At 63.0% G+C, this 20,809-nt stretch carries 18 protein-coding genes, 1 tRNA gene, 1 other RNA gene and 1 pseudogene; 10 read left to right on the top strand and 11 right to left on the bottom strand.

What is annotated here, in order from left to right; genetic code table 11:
* The first annotated feature begins 136 nt into the window (after nucleotides 1-136).
* From RM2_RS19605 to tgt, 3 genes are all read left to right on the top strand, one after another.
* A complete protein-coding gene (locus RM2_RS19605; protein WP_072691200.1) occupies nucleotides 137-1,870 on the top strand; it encodes an ABC transporter ATP-binding protein in 1,734 nt (577 codons plus the stop codon).
* The gene (locus RM2_RS19600; protein ID WP_072691199.1) at nucleotides 1,867-3,837 is read left to right on the top strand and encodes an ABC transporter ATP-binding protein; all 1,971 of its coding nucleotides are present in this window, start codon (nucleotides 1,867-1,869) and stop codon (nucleotides 3,835-3,837) included. Before RM2_RS19605 ends, RM2_RS19600 begins: the two co-directional genes overlap by 4 nt.
* A gap of 105 nt (nucleotides 3,838-3,942) precedes the next feature.
* Nucleotides 3,943-5,187 (top strand): tRNA guanosine(34) transglycosylase Tgt, encoded by a 1,245-nt coding sequence (gene tgt, locus RM2_RS19595; protein ID WP_072691198.1) that lies wholly within the window; start codon nucleotides 3,943-3,945, stop codon nucleotides 5,185-5,187.
* An 8-nt stretch (nucleotides 5,188-5,195) separates the two neighbouring features.
* Here the strand turns inward: tgt and RM2_RS19590 are convergent, their stop codons facing one another.
* From RM2_RS19590 to RM2_RS19580, 3 genes are all read right to left on the bottom strand, one after another.
* The gene (locus tag RM2_RS19590; protein WP_072691197.1) at nucleotides 5,196-5,933 is read right to left on the bottom strand and encodes a queuosine precursor transporter; all 738 of its coding nucleotides are present in this window, start codon (nucleotides 5,931-5,933) and stop codon (nucleotides 5,196-5,198) included.
* Nucleotides 5,934-6,056: 123 nt separating this feature from the next.
* Nucleotides 6,057-6,677, bottom strand: coding sequence for an RDD family protein (locus tag RM2_RS19585; protein ID WP_072691221.1), 621 nt, complete (start codon nucleotides 6,675-6,677; stop codon nucleotides 6,057-6,059).
* Between the two features lie 152 nt (nucleotides 6,678-6,829).
* Nucleotides 6,830-7,507: a DUF2189 domain-containing protein gene (locus tag RM2_RS19580; protein WP_072691220.1), complete on the bottom strand. Its 678-nt coding sequence runs from the start codon at nucleotides 7,505-7,507 to the stop codon at nucleotides 6,830-6,832.
* Nucleotides 7,508-7,805: 298 nt separating this feature from the next.
* Here RM2_RS19580 and RM2_RS19575 point away from each other — a divergent pair, with 298 nt between their 5' ends.
* On the top strand, nucleotides 7,806-8,303 hold the full coding sequence (locus tag RM2_RS19575) for a DUF4190 domain-containing protein (protein WP_245814052.1): 498 nt from the start codon (nucleotides 7,806-7,808) through the stop codon (nucleotides 8,301-8,303).
* Here the strand turns inward: RM2_RS19575 and gluQRS are convergent.
* Together gluQRS and RM2_RS19565 are read right to left on the bottom strand one after the other, a co-directional pair.
* Entirely contained in the window at nucleotides 8,284-9,228 is a 945-nt protein-coding gene (gene gluQRS, locus RM2_RS19570) for a tRNA glutamyl-Q(34) synthetase GluQRS (RefSeq protein ID WP_072691196.1), read from the bottom strand. The genes RM2_RS19575 and gluQRS overlap by 20 nt on opposite strands.
* A gap of 11 nt (nucleotides 9,229-9,239) precedes the next feature.
* Entirely contained in the window at nucleotides 9,240-9,848 is a 609-nt protein-coding gene (locus RM2_RS19565; RefSeq protein WP_072691195.1) for a TetR/AcrR family transcriptional regulator, read from the bottom strand.
* A gap of 231 nt (nucleotides 9,849-10,079) precedes the next feature.
* Between RM2_RS19565 and RM2_RS19560 the strand changes: the two genes are divergently transcribed.
* Complete coding sequence (locus RM2_RS19560; RefSeq protein ID WP_072691194.1) at nucleotides 10,080-10,592, top strand: COG4315 family predicted lipoprotein; 513 nt, start codon at nucleotides 10,080-10,082, stop codon at nucleotides 10,590-10,592.
* A 98-nt stretch (nucleotides 10,593-10,690) separates the two neighbouring features.
* On the opposite strand, the gene RM2_RS19555 is transcribed toward RM2_RS19560, so the two are convergent.
* The 3 genes from RM2_RS19555 to RM2_RS19545 all read right to left on the bottom strand — a co-directional run bounded on the left by RM2_RS19555 (nucleotide 10,691) and on the right by RM2_RS19545 (nucleotide 12,973).
* On the bottom strand, nucleotides 10,691-11,644 hold the full coding sequence (locus RM2_RS19555) for a beta-propeller fold lactonase family protein (RefSeq protein ID WP_245814051.1): 954 nt from the start codon (nucleotides 11,642-11,644) through the stop codon (nucleotides 10,691-10,693).
* Between the two features lie 666 nt (nucleotides 11,645-12,310).
* Nucleotides 12,311-12,398 (bottom strand) — tRNA-Ser (locus RM2_RS19550).
* 59 nt (nucleotides 12,399-12,457) lie between these two features.
* On the bottom strand, nucleotides 12,458-12,973 hold the full coding sequence (locus RM2_RS19545) for a hypothetical protein (protein WP_072691193.1): 516 nt from the start codon (nucleotides 12,971-12,973) through the stop codon (nucleotides 12,458-12,460).
* Nucleotides 12,974-13,111: 138 nt separating this feature from the next.
* Between RM2_RS19545 and ffs the strand changes: the two genes are divergently transcribed.
* Both ffs and RM2_RS19535 read left to right on the top strand, forming a co-directional pair.
* Nucleotides 13,112-13,211, top strand: an RNA gene (ffs, locus tag RM2_RS19540) — signal recognition particle sRNA small type.
* A 42-nt stretch (nucleotides 13,212-13,253) separates the two neighbouring features.
* The gene (locus RM2_RS19535) at nucleotides 13,254-14,552 is read left to right on the top strand and encodes an aspartate aminotransferase type Ic (protein WP_072691217.1); all 1,299 of its coding nucleotides are present in this window, start codon (nucleotides 13,254-13,256) and stop codon (nucleotides 14,550-14,552) included.
* A gap of 83 nt (nucleotides 14,553-14,635) precedes the next feature.
* Here RM2_RS19535 and RM2_RS19530 read toward each other — a convergent pair whose 3' ends face one another.
* Together RM2_RS19530 and RM2_RS19525 are read right to left on the bottom strand one after the other, a co-directional pair.
* A complete protein-coding gene (locus RM2_RS19530; RefSeq protein ID WP_072691192.1) occupies nucleotides 14,636-14,983 on the bottom strand; it encodes a YidH family protein in 348 nt (115 codons plus the stop codon).
* An 85-nt stretch (nucleotides 14,984-15,068) separates the two neighbouring features.
* Nucleotides 15,069-17,969, bottom strand: coding sequence for an arylsulfatase (locus RM2_RS19525; RefSeq protein WP_072691191.1), 2,901 nt, complete (start codon nucleotides 17,967-17,969; stop codon nucleotides 15,069-15,071).
* Nucleotides 17,970-18,280: 311 nt separating this feature from the next.
* On the opposite strand from RM2_RS19525, the gene RM2_RS19520 reads away from it, so the two are divergent.
* Both RM2_RS19520 and RM2_RS19515 read left to right on the top strand, forming a co-directional pair.
* Entirely contained in the window at nucleotides 18,281-18,691 is a 411-nt protein-coding gene (locus RM2_RS19520; protein ID WP_072691216.1) for a DUF7144 family membrane protein, read from the top strand.
* 36 nt (nucleotides 18,692-18,727) lie between these two features.
* A complete protein-coding gene (locus RM2_RS19515) occupies nucleotides 18,728-20,095 on the top strand; it encodes a hypothetical protein (RefSeq protein WP_072691190.1) in 1,368 nt (455 codons plus the stop codon).
* Nucleotides 20,096-20,109: 14 nt separating this feature from the next.
* Here RM2_RS19515 and RM2_RS19510 read toward each other — a convergent pair.
* Nucleotides 20,110-20,571, bottom strand: a pseudogene (locus RM2_RS19510) (PaaI family thioesterase).
* 43 nt (nucleotides 20,572-20,614) lie between these two features.
* Between RM2_RS19510 and RM2_RS24935 the strand changes: the two are divergent.
* The coding region (locus RM2_RS24935; RefSeq protein WP_218017246.1) for a hypothetical protein at nucleotides 20,615-20,809 on the top strand (195 nt) is incomplete at its 3' end.

Here is a 20,809-nt window from a genome sequence, read left to right as displayed (position 1 = left end):
TACCTCGTGCGCCCTTCCCGTAGCCCTCTGGCAACTGGAAGGGCGCACGGGTCTCGATGCTCGATGATTTCCGGGCTGCCGTTCATTTCTCTTGATAACCTTCGTTCACCATGATGACCCGTGATCGCTTCCGCGTATGCTGAAATCCCTGCTGACCACCTACCTCCGCCCGTACAAGCGGGAATTGACGGCGGTGGTCCTGTTCCAACTGGTCTCGACATCAGCCGCTCTGTACCTGCCGAGCCTCAACGCCGATCTGATCGACAACGGCGTCACGCAGGGCGACATCTCATACATTCTGTCGACCGGCCTGACGATGCTCCTCGTCACGGTGGTCCAGATCCTGTGTTCGTTCGGATCGGTGTTCTTCGCCGCGCGTGCCGCGATGGGCTTCGGACGTGATGTGCGCGGGGCGGTGATGCATCAGGTGGGCACCTTCTCGTCCCGGGAATTCGGCCGATTCGGTGCGCCGACACTGATCACCCGCAACACGAACGACGTGCAGCAAGTGCAGATGCTCGTCGTGATGAGCTGCACAATTCTCGTGACCGCACCGATCATGTCTATCGGTGGCGTCGTCATGGCGATCCGGATGCAAGCGAGTCTCGCGTGGATCCTGGCCGTCACGGTGCCGGTCCTCGCGTTGTCGATGGGGCTCGTGATCTCCCGAATGGTGCCCGCCTTCCGCGAGATGCAGACTCGCATCGACAGTGTCAACCGCGTGCTGCGCGAGCAGATCACCGGTATCCGGGTGGTGCGGGCGTTCGTTCGTGAGCGCTCCGAGACCGAGCGGTTCGGCACCGCGAACGAACAACTCACCCAAACCGCGCTGCGGGTGGGCCGTCTCACCGCGGTCATGTTCCCGCTGGTGATGGTGATCGCGAACGTCACGAGCGTGGCCGTCATCTGGTTCGGCGGTCACCAGATCGACAGCGGCACCATGCAGATCGGTTCGCTGACCGCGATTCTCACCTACATCATGCAAATCCTCATGTCGGTGATGATGGCGTCGTTCATAGCAATGCTGGCACCACGTGCCGCGGTGAGCGCCGAACGTATCGGCGAAGTCCTCGAGACCGAGTCGACCGTGGTTCCGCCGGCCGAACCCGTCACCGTTCTAGCGAAAGCCGGTGCTGTCGAACTGCGCGATGCCGAGTTCAAGTTCCCCGGAGCCGACGAACCGGTGCTCCGCGACATCAACTTCACGGCAGAACCCGGTAAAACCACCGCGATCATCGGCGGTACCGGTTCCGGCAAGACGACGCTGCTGTCGCTGATCCCGCGCCTGATCGATGCCACCTCGGGTTCGGTTTCCGTATCCGGCACCGACGTCCGACGCTACGATCTCGACGTCCTGCGGTCCGAGATCGGTCTTGTCCCCCAGCAGCCATACTTGTTCTCGGGCACCGTCGCCACCAACTTGCGGTACGGCAAACCCGATGCCACCGACGAGGAGCTGTGGCATGCGCTCGAGATCGCGCAGGCTGCGGACTTCGTGCGTGACATGCCCGAAGGGCTCGACAGTCCTGTCGCCCAAGGCGGGACGACGGTCTCGGGCGGTCAGAGACAGCGTCTCGCGATCGCGCGGGCACTGGTTCGCAGACCTTCGATCTATCTTTTCGACGACTCCTTCTCCGCCCTCGATCTCGGCACGGACGCTCGATTGCGTGCGGCGCTCGAGCCGGAAACGGCGAACGCGTGCGTCATCGTCGTCGCGCAGCGTGTGTCGACCATCATCGAGGCAGAGCAGATCGTCGTCCTTGAGGAGGGCGTCATCGTCGGCATCGGAACGCACGACGACCTGCTCGCCTCCTGCCCGTGTTACGTCGAGATCGTCGAATCCCAACGATCGGTTCAGGAAGCACTATGAGCGATCGCGCCAGCACAGACACCGCCCAACGCCCGATAGGACCGCGTATCGGTCCGGCCTCTGCCGCCGCTCCGCCGTCCAAGCCCGACGATCTGTGGCCGTCGATGAAGAGACTGGTCGGACGACTGCGTCCGCACCGACTCGCCGTGAGCGTTGTCATCGCGGTCGCCACCATCTCGGTGGTGCTCACTTCGATCGCGCCGCGGATGCTTGGGCAGGGCACGAATATCATCTTCGACGGCATCGTCGGCAAGCAGTTACCTGCCGGCCTGTCGAAGGACCAGGCCATCGCAGGATTGCGGGCCGACGGACAGAACACGTTTGCGGATATGGTGTCCGGAATGCCCGTCGTGCCCGGAGTGGGTGTCGACTTCAGCGCTCTCGCCAGGATCCTCGCAATCGTGCTGGCCCTGTATCTGGGGTCTGCGCTCTTGATGTGGTTGTCGGGTTTCCTCCTCAACATCGTCGTCCAGGGCGTCGTAAGAAACCTCCGGGCCGAGGTCGAACGCAAGATCCACCGGCTTCCGCTGCGCTACTTCGACTCCCACTCCCGCGGCGACCTGCTGAGTCGAGTCACCAACGACATCGACAACGTCTCGCAGTCGGTGCAGCAGACTTTGAGCCAGTTGATTGTGTCGGTCATGACCGTGATCTCGATTTTCGTGATGATGATGGTCATCTCGCCCCTACTCGCATTGATCGCGGTGCTGACGGTGCCGCTCTCGGTAGTGGTGACCGCCCTGATCGCGAAGCGGTCCAAACCGCACTTCATGGCGCAGTGGAAGTCGACCGGTGAGCTCAACTCTCAGGTGGAGGAGGCGTACACGGGACACGAACTGGTTGCCGTGTTCGGCCGCAGCCGCGAGGTGGAGGCCCGCTTCCAGGAGAAGAACGAGGAGCTCTACCAGTCCAGTTTTCGGGCCCAGTTCTTCTCCGGCCTGATCATGCCCGCGATCATGTTCCTCGGAAACCTCAACTTCGTGGCCATCGCCGTACTCGGTGGCATGCGGGTGGCGTCCGGCACGATGAGCCTCGGCGACGTGCAGGCGTTCATTCAGTACTCCCGCCAGTTCACCCAGCCCCTCACCCAGATCGGGGCCATGGCCAACCTCGTGCAGTCGGGAGTGGCATCCGCCGAGCGGGTGTTCGCTGTGCTCGACGAAGACGAGGAAGATCTCCTCGAGGCTCCGCATCGGGCCGTGCTGCACAAATCGGGCCTCGCCCAGGCTGGTGGGCGTGTCGAATTCTCGGACGTGTCTTTCAGTTACAGTGAGGAGACGCCGCTGATCGAGAACTTGTCGCTGGTTGCCGAGCCTGGGCAGATGGTGGCGATAGTCGGCCCCACCGGCGCTGGCAAGACCACACTGGTGAACCTGCTACTCCGGTTCTACGATCTCGACGGCGGCAAGATTCTCATCGACGGCGTCGACATCGCGGAAATGTCCCGCGACGACCTGAGGTCTCGCATCGGAATGGTGCTGCAGGACGCATGGCTGTTCGGCGGCACCATTCGCGACAACATCGCCTACGGACGTCCCGACGCCACCGAGGAGGAAATCCTCGCGGCCTCGCGGATCAGCTATGTCGACCGGTTCGTTCATTCGCTGCCTGACGGATACGACACCGTCATCGATGAGCAGGGCAACAACATCAGCGCCGGTGAGAAGCAGTTGATCACCATCGCCCGAGCGTTCATCTCGCAGCCGTCCATCCTGATCCTGGACGAGGCGACGAGTTCTGTCGACACCCGCACGGAGTTGCTGGTGCAGCATGCATCCGCTGTACTCCGTAGCGACCGAACGAGTTTCGTGATCGCCCACCGATTGTCGACCATCCGTGACGCGGATGTGATCGTCGTGATGGAGGACGGCCGCATCGTGGAACAGGGCAGCCACGAAAATTTGTTGCTCGCCCACGGTGCGTATTACCGCCTGTACAACAGCCAGTTCGTCGGCGCGGACGTCTAGAGCCCGTCCAGGACCGTGGTGTTCGAGTGTCTCGGCGTGGCATCCACATCTCCGGCGACGCAGTGATGTGTCGCCGGAGATGCCGCCCGTGATTGGATACATCTCGTGAATGCCGAAGTCCCGACCCCACCCGATCCCTTCTTTACCGTGGGCACCAGACTCGACGGGCAACTGGGCCGGACGGGCACCATCCACACCCCGCACGGCGACATCGCGACACCGTCGTTCGTTGCCGTCGGCACCAAGGCCACGGTGAAGGCCGTGCTGCCCGAGAGCATGAAGGAACTGGGCGCGCAGTCATTGCTTGCCAACGCGTACCACCTGTACCTGCAGCCTGGGCCGGACATCGTTGACGAGGCCGGGGGCCTGGGCAAGTTCATGAACTGGGACGGCCCGACCTTCACGGACAGCGGCGGGTTCCAGGTGATGTCGCTGGGGGTCGGCTTCAAGAAGGTCCTCTCCATGGAAGCGGTCGGGGTGCGGTCGGACGATGTCATCGCGAGCGGCAAGGAGCGGCTCGCCACCGTCGACGAGGACGGTGTCACGTTCAAATCTCACCTGAACGGCTCGCGGCACCGGTTCACGCCCGAGGTATCGATGCAGATCCAGCATCAACTCGGTGCCGACATCATGTTTGCGTTCGACGAACTCACCACGTTGCTGAACACTCGCGGATACCAGGAGCAATCGGTGGAACGGACGCAGGCGTGGGCGGTGCGCTGCATCGCCGAGCGCGAGAAGCTCACCGCCGAGCGCACTCACCGGCCGTATCAGGCGCTGTTCGGGGTCGTCCAGGGGGCCCAGTACGAGGATCTGCGGAGGCAGGCGTGCCGGGGGTTGGAGTCGATCGCGGGGGAGAGCGGTCGCGGCTTCGACGGGTATGGCATCGGCGGCGCACTCGAGAAGCAGAACCTGGGCACGATCGTCCGCTGGTGCAACGAGGAGTTGCCCGAGCACAAGCCGCGGCACTTGCTGGGCATCAGCGAGCCGGACGACTTGTTCATCGCCATCGAGAACGGTGCCGACACGTTCGACTGCGTCAACCCGTCACGCGTAGCGCGAAATGCCGCGATCTACCACCCCGACGGCCGATTCAACATCAACACCAGCCGTTTCCGTCGCGATTTCACACCCATCGACGATAACTGCGACTGCTACACCTGCGCGAACTACACCTGCGCCTACATTCATCATCTGTTCAAGGCCAAGGAAATGCTCGCGTCCACGCTGTGCACCATCCACAACGAACGATTCACCGTACGGTTGGTCGATCAGATTCGCGACAGTATCGACGGCGGGTACTTCGCGGAGTTCAAAGCCGAAACTCTGGGCCGCTTCTACCGCGCGTGAACAGAGGCTCAGAGCCGGTAGGTGGGTTCACGCTGCTTAACGTAGGAGATGACGCGGTAGGTGATCGGCATGGCCAGAACCTCCACCAGGGTCTTCCACAGGAATCCGATGATCACGTAGTTGATGAAATCGCTCCACGTGTTGATGCCGATGGCGCCGGCGGCGATGGCGCAGAAGATCAGGGTGTCGAAGAATTCAGCGACGACGGTGGAGCCGATGAGCCGCGCCCACAGGTGCTTTTCCTTGGTGCGCTCTTTGATCATGACCAGCGTGAGCGAGTTGAGCATCTGGCCCACGAAGTAGCCGGCCAATCCGGCCAGTAGCAGGCGCGGATAGACGCCGACGACGGATGTCAACGCTTCCTGGTTCTCGTAGAAGTCTGCGGGCGGCAGTTCGATGAGGATCCAGAAGCAGATGGCGGCCAGGATCAGGGCGCCGAAGCCCAGGTAGATCGCCCGGCGCGTCGCCTTGAACCCGTACACCTCGCTGAGAATGTCGCCGAGGATGTAGGCGAGCGGGAACAGGAAGAATCCACCGTCGGTGATGATCGGCAGTACCTGAAGCGGTCCGAGAGTCAGTGACGAATCACTGAAGAATGCGACGCCTTTCGTCGCACTGATATTCGAGATCAGCAGCGTCGCGGTGAAGAGCGCGACGATCGTGGGGTAGTATCCGCGGCTGACGTGCGCGAATGTCGCGTGGTCGTCCTGCTTGGTCTGCTTGGTCTGCTGATCTGAGGCTGTCACGCCGTCATCAAAGCACTTGCAAGTGGAGGGGCGCGAATCAGGAACGGGTGAACGTACCTTTTGCTCGAATACTTTCCGATCGACGGTACGTTCAACCGCAGGTCACGCGGTGAATTGGAGCCGTCAGCCCTTGACGACGCGCGTTCCGAAGGCAAACTCGTCGTGCTTGCCCTGCCTGGTGGGGCTGTTGCCGATGGTCACGCAGATCACGATCATCGCGATGAACCCGAGTAACCTGAACGGAAGGCCGATGATCGGCAGCCAGCCGAGCGCGATGAGGACGTTGAAGCTGTTGCGCACAATCGACTGGTGCCGGGTGGGCAGCCCGCCGTTCGGTCCTTCTACTCGCAGGCCGAGGAGTTGTTTGCCCAGGGTCCGTCCGCGGGTTTCGAGGAACACGAAGTAGCCCATCGCCGTCATCAGCCAGACGCCCGCGACGATGGTACTGCCCAGATACCAGCCGAGGTCAGACGGGATCACCGAGGTGACGATCAAAATCGGGATGACGACGATCAAATGGTCGATCAGCCGCGCGCCGATGCGGGGGAGCAGTCCCCCGGGGGTCGACTGGTTGAATCCGAAGTCCGCCATCGCGAATTGCCGGGTATAGAACTGCTGCCCCGAATCGAACTGCGGCTGCGCCCCGAACTGCTGCTGCGCGCCGTGGTTTTGCCGTTGCCCGTACTGCGGATGCCCGCCGAACGGTGGTTGTGCCTGGTTCGGATCGAATCCGCCAGTAGTCAAGTGTTCCCCCTCGAATCGCAAGTCTTGATTGTCTCGGATGACGCCTGAGCACCTTACGCAAGGGGTGTGAGTGGCTCGAGTAATGGGAGCAAAACGGGGTGAGCGTACTTCCGGCAGGACGGGAGTACGCTCACCCCGTTGGGGTCGAGCGGTCAGCCCGAGACGTACGAGACGTAACGGCCGGTGAGCACCCGGTACGCGTAGGTCGACGCGATGATCGAGATCGGGATCGAGACGAGAAGTCCGACCAAGAACAAGATCGCACCGACGATGTTGATGCCGACCAGGGCGAGAGCCAGCAGCAGCACCGGGCCGACATTATGCGAGATCACTCTGAAACTTGACTTGATGGCGGTGAACGCATCCTCGTTCTGGTCGATGACGAACTGCAGCGTCCACCAGGTGAGGAAGACCACGATCAGGCTCGGGATGATGAACAGGATGAGGCCGATGAATGAGGCCACCCCGATGATCAGGCTGGCGATGATGATCGCGCCGACGTTGGTGAACTGGAAGAACGAACCGAACGCGGGCCTGTTCCCGTCGACCTCGTGCAGCGAACCCCGTACGAGCGCGGCATTGATCAAGTAGCTGACGATGGAGGTGACGATCGTGCCGAGGATGCGCCATGGCGAGAACGCCGCGCTCATGTCGGACGACGTGCCGAAACCGTCGAAGATGCCGATCAGTACGACCTGGATGACGGCCGCGATCAGGAGGATGCCGATCCAGACGGGGGCGTTGTCCTTGAACTTGGCCCAGCCGTAGCCGATCGCAGCGCCTACAGAGAGCTGTCCCGATTTCTGTTCGAAAGCGCCGTAATTCGACATCGGCGGAGGCGGCGGATATCCGCCGGGCGGCGGTGGGTAATTGCTGGGCGGCGGCGGGTATCCCCCCTGCGGCGGTGGAGGATTGCCCTGCGGAGGGCGACCTTCCTGGCCACCGCCTTCGGGTTCCTCGTTCGGGTTGTATCCACCGGTCGTCATCTGATCCCCTCAGCAAGTTTCGAGTGCTCGTAAGTGACAAATAGGCACTACGCGGAAATTAACACTACGCGGACAACCCTTTACTCGTCTCGCTCTGGAACGCCTATTTCTCGTGCGAGTTTGATGCACTACGGTGGCTGCCGTGACTCATTCTGGGGGATCGGGCGACCTGAATCCATACAACGGGCAGACACCGCAGACTTACGGCGAGACGCCTCCCTTGCCGCGCGACGGATATGGGGACGAAGGGTCTGGTTACTCGATGTATTCGGCGCCCACCGAGAAGTATCCCGACTACAACCAGCCGGGCGGATACGGGACGGCGGGGATTCCGGGGGAGCACGGTACGCCCAATCCGTACGGTGCACCGAACCCCTACAGGGCGCCCCATCCGCAGAAGCGGGGGACGAACAGGCTCGCGATCGCATCGCTCATCACGTCGATCGTCGGAATCATCCTCGGAATCATCCTCAGCATCGTCGGAATCATCCTCGGAATGGTCGCGCTGGGTCAGATCCAGAAATCCGGTGAAGAGGGCCGTGGCCTCGCCATCTTCGGAATCGTCATCGGCGTCATCGTTGTCGTCCTGTTCCTCCTGCTTTTCGTGGTCGCGACGACCGTCACGGTGCAGAGGGCCTGACGACCCACGGTTCGCGTGGCAGCCGGCCGGGTTCGAAGCGATCGAGAAGCAGGGCGAGGTTCACCACCTCGCCCTGAACCGCGAGGCCCAGCGACGTCGCCAGGATGCCGAGAACTTGGCCGGGGCTGCGTCCCAATGCTTTCAGTTCTGCGAGGGTGACGCCGCCATCGCGTTTCGCCAGCCGCTTGCCCTCTTCGTTGACGGCGAGTGGGACGTGGGCGTAGGTGGGTGCGGTCAAACCGAGGAGTCCGGCGAGGTAGGCCTGTCGCGGCGCCGACGACAGCAGATCGTCCCCGCGCACCACCTGATCGATTCCCTGGTCGGCGTCGTCGACTACGACCGCGAGGTTGTAGGCGGGTGTTCCGTCGCCGCGACGCAGCACGAAGTCGTCCACTAAGCCCGAACAGCTGCCGTGAATGAGGTCGTCGACGGCGAAAGACGTGACGGCGGCGCGCAGTCGCAGGGCGGGTGGCCGCCCACTCGAACGCCGGGTCTCGCGTTCGTCGGGTGTGAGGTTGCGGCACGTCCCGGGGTAAGCGCCCTGCGGGGCGTGGGGCGCGGAGGCTGCCTTTAAGATCTCCCTTCGCGTGCAGAAGCATTCGTAGGAGAGGCCGGCGGCGCGGAGTCGTGCGATGGCGTTGTCGTAATGGAGGAGTCGATGCGACTGCGAAACCACGTCACCGTCCCAGTCGAGGCCCAGTTCGGTGAGGTCGGACAATTGCCGTTCCCGTGAACCCTCGCGGACGCGGTCGAGATCTTCGACGCGCATCAGAAAACGCCGCCCGGTCGACCGGGCGAACAGCCACGCCAGCAGTGCGGTCCGCAGGTTACCGAGATGGAGATCCCCGGACGGGCTGGGCGCGAAGCGTCCCGCCCCCTCCACCTGATGTGACAGCGGTTCGTTCTGACGAGACGGATGTGACATTGGCCGAGGGGTCAACTGGCGAGTTCGACCGACGACGGTGCGAGATCGGCGCCCTGCAAAATCATGGCGATCTGAATATCGAGTGCGTGCTCGAGGTACTCGGGCGGGTACAACGAGGGGCTGCCGATCGCGTCGAGGGCGAGGCCGTCGACGGTGGCCAGGAGAAGCGCCGCACGGGTTTCCGCTTCCGGAGTGCCTATCCGGATCAGCACCGCGGACAGGCCGGTGCGGATGGTGAACAGGGTCTTGCGGCGGATTTCGGCGAGCGACGGCGAGGTGGCCGCCCGAACCGCGAACGCAGCCATGACGTGGGCCTCTCGCGATCTCGCCTCGTCGAGCGGAAGCAGCTGGGACATGACAGAGAACAAGGCCCGCGCGGGGTCTCCGCTACGGTCGACGGCCTTCAGTCGCATCAGCAGCTTGTCGACGAGGGTGCGCAGGGCGAACACGAACATCTCGTCCTTGGTGGAGAAGTGATGCTGCACGGCACCGATGGAGACCCCGGCTCTCTTGGCGACTTCGCGCACGCTCGCGCCCCCTAGACCGGACTCGGCCGCGACGTCGAACAGCGCCGTGGCCAGGTGTTCTGGGCTGGTGGACGAGTATCGGCGTTCGCGCATGCCTGGCACATTACTTACGTTTCGAAGAATTGCTTGTGTCAGGTGCAACACGCCCAATCGCGTGGCGCGCGTGAGTTCGTCACGGTTGGACGCCCATGCACATCGCACGAACTGCTGGCGCCGACGACGAACTTGAGGTGAACTGTATGCGTGGGTTCGTGCAGGTTCCCTCAACTCTTCCTGACACGCAGGGACTCGCTACATCGCAGTTGTACAGAATGAGGACTTGCCATGAGACGAACATGGGTACTGGCAGCGATCGCCGCCGCCGGCCTGACCTTTTCGGGTTGCGCTACTGACGCCACCGACTCCGGGACTACGGGTGGAGACGCCCCGGTATCGCCCACACCCACGTCACCACCAGCCTTGCCTGGTGAACCTGTTCTGACGATGGGCGCGACAACGTTCGGGGAGGTCATGGTCGAAGACGGCGGCATGACCGTCTACGTGTACGACATGGACGAAGTGGGTTCAGGCGCTAGTTCCTGCGACGACACGTGCCTCCAGTCGTGGATACCGGTCACCAGCGTCATCGAGAACCCCGCGGTCGAGGGGTTGCAGGACGTCGTCATCGACACCATCCCTGCGGCGGACGGCACCCATCAGCTGACGGTCAACGGTCGTCCCGTCTACCGATACATGGACGACACGGTGCCCGGCGACGCGTTGGGGCAGGCCGTGGGGGACGTGTGGTGGACCCTCGACTCAGCAGGCAATCCGATCACGACAACCGACGGCGAGTAGCGCAGGGGATTCTCGGAACTGAACGACTGTGGCCCCCGATCGTGAGATCGGGGGCCACAGTGGCTAAGCATTGCCTTTTGGTGGGGTCGAGCGTGTCGTCAGAACAGCGCACCCAAGGAGCCGAGGCTGCCGAACGGCGACGTCGACGTCGATGGCGTTGGCTCGATCTCGATCACCGATACCGAGTTGGCGTGGCGGTTGGTGACGTACGCGTGGGTGCCGTCGGGGGTGATTGCTATCCCGGTTGGCCCTGCGCCGACGTTGATGGGGGTTCCGGTGACGAGGTTGGTGGCGGTGTCGATCACCCATACCGCGTCGTAGTCGTTGTTGGTGACGTAGGCGCGGGTGCCGTCGGGTGTGAATGCCACTCCGACCGGATACCCGCCGACGTTGATCGGAAATGCGGTGACGAGGTTGGTGTCGGTGTCGATTACCGCCACGTTTTCATCGTTGGCGACATACGCGAGGTTGCCGTCGGGCGTGATCGCCACCCCGTACGGCCCGTCGCCGACATCGATCGGGTCTTCGGTGACGAGGTTGGTGTCGGTGTCGATTACCGACACCGTGCCGTCTTCGTCGTTGGTGACGTAGACGTGGTCACTGTCGGGGCTGATCGCCACCCCCCACGGCCCGCCACCGACATCGATCGGGGGTCCGGAGACTTGGTTGGTGCCGGTGTTGATTACCGACACCGTGTCGTCCCACTTGTTGGCGACGTAGGCGTAGTTGCCGTTGGGGGTAATCGCCACACCGTACGGCCCGCCACCGACGTCGATGGTGCTGACGATGGTGTTGTCTGCGGTATCGATTACCGACACCGTGTCGTCGTCCATGTTGGTGACGTACGCGAGGGTGCCGTTGGGGGTTATCGCCACCCCGCGCGGCCCCTCACCGACGGGGACGGAGCCGGTTTCGGCGTGCGCGACCGGTCCGGCCGTGAGCATCAGGCCCGCCGTCAGGGCTGCGGCGAGCCCGGCTGTGCGCCGCCGGATGCGCGACTTCATGTAGGGGGCGATGCGATGGCCAGACGGGGCAACATCGGTGTGCGGCATCGTGCTCGGGCTCCTTTGTTCGGGGAGAAGGCGACGCTGGTGCCGACATCTCCACGGGTACGCGCAGGGCATCGATCGTTCGAAACCGAACAGACCTTTTGTCGGCTGAGGACTGTACGGCACGAACCGGAACAGTGTGGACATTTGTCCAGGGATTCGAATTTCAGCAGGGCAGAAGGCTTTTTGACATCTGAGATGTTGTGATCTGCGTGTCCCGACACTGCCCAGGCACTCAAGGCATGGCGGGCGCAGCGGGGTGCGGTGTCGTTGGAACTCAGCCAGTCCGGCGCGTTCGTTTTCGTCAATCCGGCGGGCGAGGCCCGATCCCCGAACAAGATCTCTCGTCGATGGCGGCTGGAGGTCGAGAAGGCGATAGCAGCCCTGGGTGAAGGCGGGCTGCCTACCCTCACTCTCACGATTTGCGTCACACCCACGCGACGCTGTTGCTGGAATCGGGTGAGCCCCGAAGGTGGTGCAGGAACGGCTGGGGCACTTGATTGCGACCACGATGAACGCCTATACACACGTGACACTGACGATGAAACGGGCGGCCGCGGACAGTCTCAGCAGCCTTCTCGGGTAGTCGATATTACATATTCTCTTGCATGAGAACGAAAAGGAACCCCCTGTGATCTGAACAAGTCCAGTTCACAGGGGGTTCCCTCGTGGCGGAGGATAGGGGATTTGAACCCCTGAGGGCGTTAACCCAACCCGCGTTCCAGGCGAGCGCCATAGGCCACTAGGCGAATCCTCCGTGGAGGAGCATACCCAACGACGGCGGCTGACTGTTAAACGGGCAGGTAACTGGCCGTTCTAGGCCCAGTGCAACTGGTTGACCGCATGCTCTGCGAGGCCAACGGAACGGTCGCACGACCTGTCCGGGGTCGTGATCGCGTCGAGGCCGAATTTCGTCTCGATCGACAGTGTGCCCGCGGCGGTGGTGACCTCGAGGATGCACTGGTATTTGCTTTCGGCGAGCACTCGGCTCTCGAGCCCGCCGACGTCGAGGGTGCGCAGCGGCTTGCCTGGTTGCGGCGCGCCGGTGGTGCTGATTGTCACGGTGTTCAGCGTCTCCGCCATCCCCCAGATGCAGGCGCGGCGGTCCTCACGGTCGGCAGTGATGCCTTCGCTGGAGTCAGTGGTGATCAGTGGGGCGAGCGTCTCGTCATCCGCCAATGTGCACGGCTCCGCCGCGTCCCAGTTCACCGCAGCTGAGGGGACCGCTTCGTCGCTGCCCCCGCCGCATGCCGACAGTGTTGCCACGACTGCGGCGAGTGTCGTTGCCAACACTGCGGCGCGGGCTGCGTGTGCTGTCCTACTCGAGTACATCCTGATTCCGTCCCGATTCTCTTGCTGCCGAAGGTGGCCGATTTCGGGGCGACGTTAGCACTGGTCGTGGTCAGCAGTGCGCATTCAGGTCCGGATCGGGGTGGATTCCATCGACTGTGTAGAGGCGTCTACACTTTGTGTTGGATCCCGCGCGGCGCGCATCCTGTGAACTCCCCCAGGGCCGGAAGGCAGCAAGGGTCAACGGGCTCTGCCGGGTGCGCGGGGTCCTCTAATCTTTCGCACGCTCCCCCCCGGCGATGTCCGTGAAAGGCCGCTCCTGATGCCCAAACAAGCCCAGATCGGGTTGATGAGTCATGAGGAACTACTTGCCGAGCACGACCGTCAGACCGCGAACTACGCGCGACTGAAGACGGAGAAGCTCACACTCGACCTCACCCGCGGCAAGCCGTCGCCCGAGCAGCTGGATCTATCGGCCGCCCTGCTGAGTCTTCCCGGCCAAGACGACTTCCGAGACGGCAACGGAACCGACTGCCGCAACTACGGGGGCCTGGCAGGTCTGCCCGAATTGCGCGCGATTTTCGGTGAACTGCTCGGCATCCCGGTCCGGAATCTTCTCGCAGGCAACAACGCCAGCCTCGAGATCATGCACGACGCGGTGGTGTTCTCGCTGCTGCACGGCAACCCGGACTCGCCGCGGCCCTGGTCGCAGGAGCCGAAGGTCAAGTTCCTTTGCCCGGCACCCGGATACGACCGCCACTTCGCAATTATGGAGTCTTACGGCATCGAGATGATCCCGGTGCCGATGCGTCCGGACGGTCCCGACGTAGCCGTCATCGCGAAGCTGGTCGCAGAGGATCCGGAAATCAAGGGCTTGTGGGCGGTCCCGAACTACTCGAACCCCACCGGTGTCGTGTACTCGGAGGAACTGGTCCGGACTCTGGCGTCCATGCCCACCGCAGCCCCCGACTTCCGCCTGTTCTGGGACAACGCCTACGCCGTGCATCCACTGCTCGGTGAGGCCGCGCCGTCACTAGATATCCTCGGCATGGCCGCAGAGGCCGGGCATCCGAATCGCCCGCTGGTTTTCGCATCCACGTCCAAGATCACGTTCGCCGGCGCGGGTGTCAGCTTCTTCGGCGGCTCCACCGCGAACCTCGCCTGGTACCAGAAGTACCTGGGCAAGAAGAGTATCGGACCGGACAAGCTGAACCAGTTGCGGCACGTGCGCTTCTTCGGGGACGCCGAGGGAGTGCGTGCCCACATGGAGAAGCACCGCGAGATCCTGGCTCCGAAGTTCGCGCTGGTCCTGAAGATTCTCGAGGATCGACTCGGGGCGTCGAAGGTGGCCTCGTGGACGGAGCCGAAGGGCGGCTATTTCCTGAGCCTGGACGTTGTCGAGGGTACCGCGAAGCGTGTGATCGCTCTCGCCAAGGATGCGGGGATCGCGCTGACCGCCGCAGGATCAGCCTTCCCCTACGGCATCGATCCCGAGGACAAGAACATTCGTCTTGCCCCGAGTTTCCCGTCCACCGAGGAACTCGCCAAATCGATGAACGGTGTCGCGACGTGTGTTCTCCTCGCCGCCACCGAGTCTCGTCTCGCCGAGGCCGCATCCTGAAACTTGGCTGAGCCGCCCATCGCGGCTGAGTCAAAGGGTGGCACGGGTTCGATGCGTCCGGTGATGTGGCCCCATTTCGAGCATCAAATCAAGATCACGACAGCGACGGCGGCAAGTACCATCACGACACTTGCCGTCCCGATCGCACCGAACGCGGCGGGCGCGAAGACACCCGCTTCGATTTGGCGGCCGACGTTCCGATACCGGAACGTCCCATAGCCCGACACCAGCAGTCCTGCAACGATGAGGATCAGACCGGACGCCACCGCGTTGCCGCCACGATCTGGGGCGAACTTCGCGACCGCGACACCGATTGCCGCGACGCTCATGCCCGTCCGCAGCCACGCCAGGTATGTCCTCTCGTTGGCGAGGTGGTCACGCGCGACACTGCCGACGTTGGGCTGGGTCGTGCCATGAATGTCGCGTTTCACGCTGCCTCCTCGGTGATGAGGTGGCGGCCCGGCGAACCAGGAGACACCTCGATGTGAGAATCAGGCCCGGCGGGGCCCGCGATCGTCAGCCAGAGGCGCCCCGCCCGACTGCCTGCATCGCCTCGTGTTCGTGTAGAGCCTTCTCGGCCTCGTGGCGTGCCGGTTGGAGGTCGAATACCACCTCTCGCACGGTTCCGGTGAACGCGTACGGCGCCTTGTCCTCGTAGTCGAGGTCGACGACCAGGCCGTTGTCGCGGCCCACGTCCATGCCTGCATACGACGAGAAGGCCACGGGCACGGTCCGGGGCATGTTGCCTCCGCCGATCAGTTCTCCGTTGGCCCACAACGACACGTGCCCGCCGGTACCAGGTGTCGTTGCGTCCGCATCGAACTGCATCTTCACCGTCACGTCCCCGGTCGGGATCGGCTGCTCGGACACCTGCTTGTAGGTTTCCACGCCGAGGAAGGAGTAGGTGTGGTGGAGTTTACGGGCGTCGTCGATCCAGAGCCCGAACCCGCCGATGAAGTCGGCGTTGGCGACGATCACGCCTTCGGCTCCTTCGGGCACCTCGAGATGCGCCTCGATGGCGTAGGACCGCCCCAGAATGCGGGGAATCATGCCGCGCTGCACATTCTGGACATCGCCCTTGTAGGTGAATCGGGTAGTGGTCGGCATCGGCGGTAGCAGGCCGAAGAAAATCGACATCCCTCCGAGAAGCGGCAGCGCCCGGTTACTTTCGGCTTCGCGCCACCACAGTTCTTTCAACGATTCGAGTTTGACCGGGTTGTCGGCCGCGAGATCCTTGGCCTGTGAGAAATCGTCGGGCAGGTAGTACAGCTCCCAGATGTCGTCGGCCGGATCCCAGACTCCGGGCGCGAACCGTTGGAGGGTGTCCGGCGAGAAGTCCCAGGGAGCCTTGTCCAATCTGGTGCACGCCCACCAGCCGTCCTGGTAAATGGCGCGGCTGCCGAACATCTCGAAGTACTGCACGGTGTGCCGCTCGGCGGCGACGGCGTCGTCGAAGGTGTGGAGGAAACTCGTGCCGTCCATCGGCTCCTGCTCGATGCCGTCCACGAGTGTGGGTTCGGGTAGTCCGATGGCTTCGAGGACGGTGGGTGCGATGTCGACGCAGTGGGTGAACTGCCCCCTGATCTGCTTGTCGGGCTTGATCCGGTCGGGCCACGCGACGACCATCGGGTCGCGGTCACCGCCTAAGTGGCTGGCCATCTGCTTGCCCCACTGGAATGGAGTGTTGTTGGCGTGTGCCCAGGCGGCGGCGAAGTGCGGAGCGGTGTGGTCGCCGCCGAGTCTCTCTATCCCGCCGTAGTCTTCGATCAGCTTCAGCTGGTGTTCGGCGTCGAGGACCACCCCGTTGAGGAAGGTCATCTCGTTGAACGAGCCGGTGACCGTGCCTTCCATGCTGGCGCCGTTGTCGCCCCATATGTAGAAGATCAGCGTGTTGTCGAGGTCGGCCGCGTCCTCGATGGAGTCGAGGAGGCGGCCGACGTTCCAATCGGCGTTTTCCGAGAACCCCGCGAAGACCTCCATCTGCCGTGCGAAAAGCTTCTTCTGCTCGTCGGACAGGGTGTCCCAGGCCGGGAACAAGTCGGGTCGATCGGTCAGCTCGGTGTCGGCGGGCACGATGCCGAGTTTCTTCTGACGGGCAAGGGTCTTCTCCCGGTACACGTCCCAGCCGTCGTCGAATTGCCCCGCGTATTTGTCGGCCCATTCCTTCGCCACGTGATGTGGTGCGTGGCTGCACCCGGTGGAGTAGTACATCATCCACGGCTTCTGCGAGTCCTGCGCCCGGACTGCGTGCAACCACTCCACAGCCTTGTCGGTGAGGTCGTCGGGGAAGTAGTAGCCTTCGTCGCCCTTACTCTCGGGTACACCGAGAACGGAGTTGTCCTGGGTGATGATCGGGTCGTATTGTCCGGCAGCGCCGCTCAGGAAGCCCCAGAAGTGATCGAATCCCCACCCGTGCGGCCAGTGGTCGAACGGCCCCGCGGCACCCTGCACATTGTCGGGCGTCAGGTGCCACTTCCCGAACCCTCCTGTGACGTAACCATTCTCGCGCAAGATACGCGGCAGCGCCGTGCAACTTCTCGGTCGCACGGCCGTATAGCCGGGGAAGGGTCCCGGATACTCTGCGATCGAACCAAATCCCACCCGGTGGTGGTTGCGCCCCGTGAGTAGAGCAGCTCGAGTTGGTGAGCACACAGCTGTGACGTGAAAGCGGTTGTATGTCAGCCCGTTCTGCTTTACCCGGCTCAGAGTAGGTGTGTGAATCCCGCCGCCGAAGGTGTCGGGTCCGCCGAACCCAGCATCGTCGATCAGGACGACCAGCACATTCGGGGAGCCCTCGGGCGCCTGTGTCCCGGGCACGATCGTCCAGTCCGCCACCGACTCCGCGACGGTGCGGCCCATCGTCCCCCCGAAGTTGCGGTCGGGAATCGGGAGTTGCGTGCGGTCTGGTTCGAATTTGCCCATCGCCTCCGCCAGTGCCGCTTCGAGGTCTTTCAGGCTCGTCTTGTCGATCTCGACAACCGAGGTCATCGCCGACTCGTTCAGCACCCTTTCGACCGGCAGCCGACTGTCCGACGGCAGGACGGCGATCACCACACATGTACCGGCGCCCAGTGCCTGGCCAATCTTGTCTTCCAGACCGCTCTTCATCCGGTGGTCCGCGAACTTGCCGGCCAGCGCGCCGACACCGGCACCGACCGCGGTCGCGGCCAGCAACGGCGGGGCAAACAGGCCGATCACGACACCGACTCCCGCACCCCAACCGGCGCCTTTGCGGCCCAGATGGTCCCCGGTGTCGATCACGGTGGCATTGTCGTCGGAGTCCTTGGCCACCAGTGCCGCGCCCCGGAGTTCGATCTGCTTGGTTTTCACCTGATCGGCGAGGGCGTCGAATTCGCGGCGGCCGACCTCGAGATCTCGGTAGCCGGCTACGAGGATCAGCTTGGTGTCATCACTCATCGCGCTCTCCATCCTCAGGGTTGCCGCCCGCAATGAATGGAGGCGGCCCTTATTCGATGATTCTCTGTCGGCGGAGCCCGTGACAAGGGGTTTCGAGGTTTCGAGGTTTCGAGTTTTCGGCGGTCCCGAGTCACATTCACCAGTTTCGGTCCACTTCTCGAGGTAGGTGATGCCTAATTGTCGACCAGTTCGTGATCGTCAAATATTGCGAAATTCGTTCCGTAGCCACCGGTTGTGGGTCATATTGGAGACATCGCACTGCCGAACCGGAGAAGTTTGTGCCGGTCACCCGTTATCGGGAGGGAACTGCCGTGACCGAGAATTCGAACGTCAAACAGGGTTTCGCCGAGGGAGCGTCGTTTGCCGCGGGGGTTCTTCTCGCCACGGTGGGTGTTCTCCAGGCGTTCCAGGGAATCGCGGCAATCGCGAGGGACGACATCGTTGTTGTCGGTACCGAATATATCTACACCTGGAGCGTCACGGGGTGGGGCTGGGTGCATCTCGTGGTCGGCGTTCTGATCGCTTTGACCGGGCTGGCGTTGATCGCCGGCCAAACCTGGGCGCGGGGTGCCGCGATCGTCATTGCGGGGTTGTCGATCATAGTCAATTTCTTGTGGCTGCCCTACTACCCGTGGTGGTCGATGGTGATCATTGCGCTCGATGTGGTCGTCATCTGGGCGGTCTCGACATGGGATAACGATCGCGTTCGGGCCCGGGCCTAGAGTCGGCGAGGTTCGCTAGCCGAGCGGGGTGATTCGATGAAAGCTGTCGGAGCTGAGGAACCGCTCGACGAGTCGGAGCGTGCAGAACTCGAACGCCTCAGACGGGAAGTCGCAGAGCTTCGTAGTGAATCCGGCAGGGAACCGGCGACGGCGCCAGTCAGCGGTGGCGAGCGGCCGGCCGGTCACCCGGCACTGCGTTGGACTGCGACGGTGCTGCTTCTGGTCTTGGTTGTGGCGCTGGGATTTTCCGCCGTCCTGGCACGGTTCACTCGCAGCGAGGTTCTCGATACCGATCGCTACGTTCAGACGGTCGCACCCTTGAGCTCGAATCCAGTAATGCAAGGTGAACTTGCCGATCAAATCACTGACGAGCTCATGACTCGACTGGACGTCGAGAACGTCACCGCTGAGGCGTTGACTTCGATCACGGAGAACGCGCCCCGAGTCCCAGACGTGGTGGTCGGTCTGGCACCGGTGATCGCCGATCAGGCTCGGTCCTTCGTACGCAACACGACCGCATCGTTGATTTCCTCCGACGAGTTCGAAGCCTTGTGGATCCAGGCCAACCGGGCAGCACATCAGGGTCTGGTTGCGGTGCTCACGGGCAACACCAGGGCAGCGATCGAGATCAGTGACCAGGGCACCGTCAGCATCTCACTCGGGCCGATCATCGACAGGGTCCGTACGAGATTGACCGAGCGTGGGTTCGCCTTCGCGAACAATATCCCCGCGATCGACAAGTCGTTCGTGTTGTTCGAGGCGCCCGAATTGGTGAAGGCGCAGCGGGCGACTTCTGCGCTGGACAAGGCCTCCGGTGTGCTGCCCTGGCTGACTCTGCTCGCTGCTATCGCTGCCGTATGGGTGTCTCCGAAAGGTTCACGCAGGAAAGCTATTACACTCGTCGGGGTCAGTCTTGCGGTTGCCATGGCGCTGCTGGCGGTGGCGATTGCAATCGGTCGGTCGGTGTACCTCGGATCCGTGCCCTCGGATGTTCTGTCGCCGCAGGCGGCAGCAGAGTTGATCGACACTCTCCTCTTGCCGCTGAGGACCGCTCTGCGTGCGGTGTTCGTGCTGGCTGTAGTCATTGCGATCGTCGGATATCTTACGGGTTCATCGGGTTCCGCGGTCGCGGTGCGCGGCGCGTACAGCAAGGCGGTGAATGCGTTGCGGACACCGAAGGACGGTCGGGCTCCGTATCCCGTCGAGTCTGCGGTGGCCCAGTTCCGTATTCCACTGCGAGTGACCATCATTGCGATCGCGGTAATTACCCTCGTGTTCTGGAGATACCCGTCGGGCATGGTCGTGGTGGTGATGGTGGTCGTCACCGTGGCCGCTCTGCTCGTGGTGGAACTGGTAGCCCGTCCCGCGCTGGGTGAACGCGACGTCGGCGAACTGAAGGTATGAGCCCGACAACTGCCTTACACGCTCGAGGGGAAGACCATACAGGTGGTTGTCGCGTGTGCCATCAGCTTTCCCTCGGCATTGGTGATCTGGCCTTCGGCTGTGGCAGACCGCCGACCGAGATGAATCACGTTCCCGATCCCGGTCAATCTGCCGCCTGTAATCGGCACCGGCCGAATGTAGTTGACCTTCAGTTCCAACGTCGTGTACGAGGTCGCCGCCGGCAGGGAGGAATGGACGGCACATCCCATCACCGAATCCAGCTATGTCGCCGAGATTCCTCCGTGCATCGTGCCCAGCTGATTCGCAAACAGCTCTCGCGGCTCCAGCGACATCACCACTCGGCCTTCGTCGAGCGAGTCGATCGACAATCCCAGCAGCTCCCCAATGTTCGGCTGCCCGTCCTGCGTCGACTCGAGATGACGGAGAACCTCCAATCCGGTCGCCGTGGTGAAGTCGAATCCGGTGTTCGCGGTCAACGATCCCCCTCGATATGGACGGCACGGACGCGCCTTGTGACATTTGGAGCAGCCAGTCGAGAACGGCCTGCTAGGCGAGAGTAGCGGGAAGGGCGCGCGCTCGACGCCGGACACACCCGGCCTCGACGCCAAAGCGTTGGATGCGGTGGACCCTAATCCCACGGTGGAGACACCTGTGCGCTGGAAGTGGCGTGCCGACGCAACTACGATTGGTGTCGCACGACACCACCGCGACCAG

The sequence above is a fragment of the Rhodococcus marinonascens NBRC 14363 genome (assembly GCF_001894885.1).
Taxonomy (GTDB): domain Bacteria; phylum Actinomycetota; class Actinomycetes; order Mycobacteriales; family Mycobacteriaceae; genus Rhodococcus_F; species Rhodococcus_F marinonascens.
This window is presented reverse-complemented; position numbering and strand designations above follow the sequence as displayed.

Excerpts from the sequence above, each read along its gene's own strand:
- RM2_RS19555 (WP_245814051.1), bottom strand. The coding sequence starts at position 11,644 with ATGCCGCACACCGATGTTGCCCCGTCTGGCCATCGCATCGCCCCCTAC.
- RM2_RS19545 (WP_072691193.1), bottom strand. The coding sequence starts at position 12,973 with ATGTACTCGAGTAGGACAGCACACGCAGCCCGCGCCGCAGTGTTGGCA.
- gluQRS (WP_072691196.1), bottom strand. The coding sequence starts at position 9,228 with ATGTCACATCCGTCTCGTCAGAACGAACCGCTGTCACATCAGGTGGAG.
- RM2_RS19560 (WP_072691194.1), top strand. The coding sequence starts at position 10,080 with ATGAGACGAACATGGGTACTGGCAGCGATCGCCGCCGCCGGCCTGACC.
- RM2_RS19515 (WP_072691190.1), top strand. The coding sequence starts at position 18,728 with ATGAAAGCTGTCGGAGCTGAGGAACCGCTCGACGAGTCGGAGCGTGCA.
- RM2_RS19525 (WP_072691191.1), bottom strand. The coding sequence starts at position 17,969 with ATGAGTGATGACACCAAGCTGATCCTCGTAGCCGGCTACCGAGATCTC.
- RM2_RS19600 (WP_072691199.1), top strand. The coding sequence starts at position 1,867 with ATGAGCGATCGCGCCAGCACAGACACCGCCCAACGCCCGATAGGACCG.
- RM2_RS19565 (WP_072691195.1), bottom strand. The coding sequence starts at position 9,848 with ATGCGCGAACGCCGATACTCGTCCACCAGCCCAGAACACCTGGCCACG.
- RM2_RS19605 (WP_072691200.1), top strand. The coding sequence starts at position 137 with ATGCTGAAATCCCTGCTGACCACCTACCTCCGCCCGTACAAGCGGGAA.
- RM2_RS19580 (WP_072691220.1), bottom strand. The coding sequence starts at position 7,507 with ATGTCGAATTACGGCGCTTTCGAACAGAAATCGGGACAGCTCTCTGTA.
- RM2_RS19535 (WP_072691217.1), top strand. The coding sequence starts at position 13,254 with ATGCCCAAACAAGCCCAGATCGGGTTGATGAGTCATGAGGAACTACTT.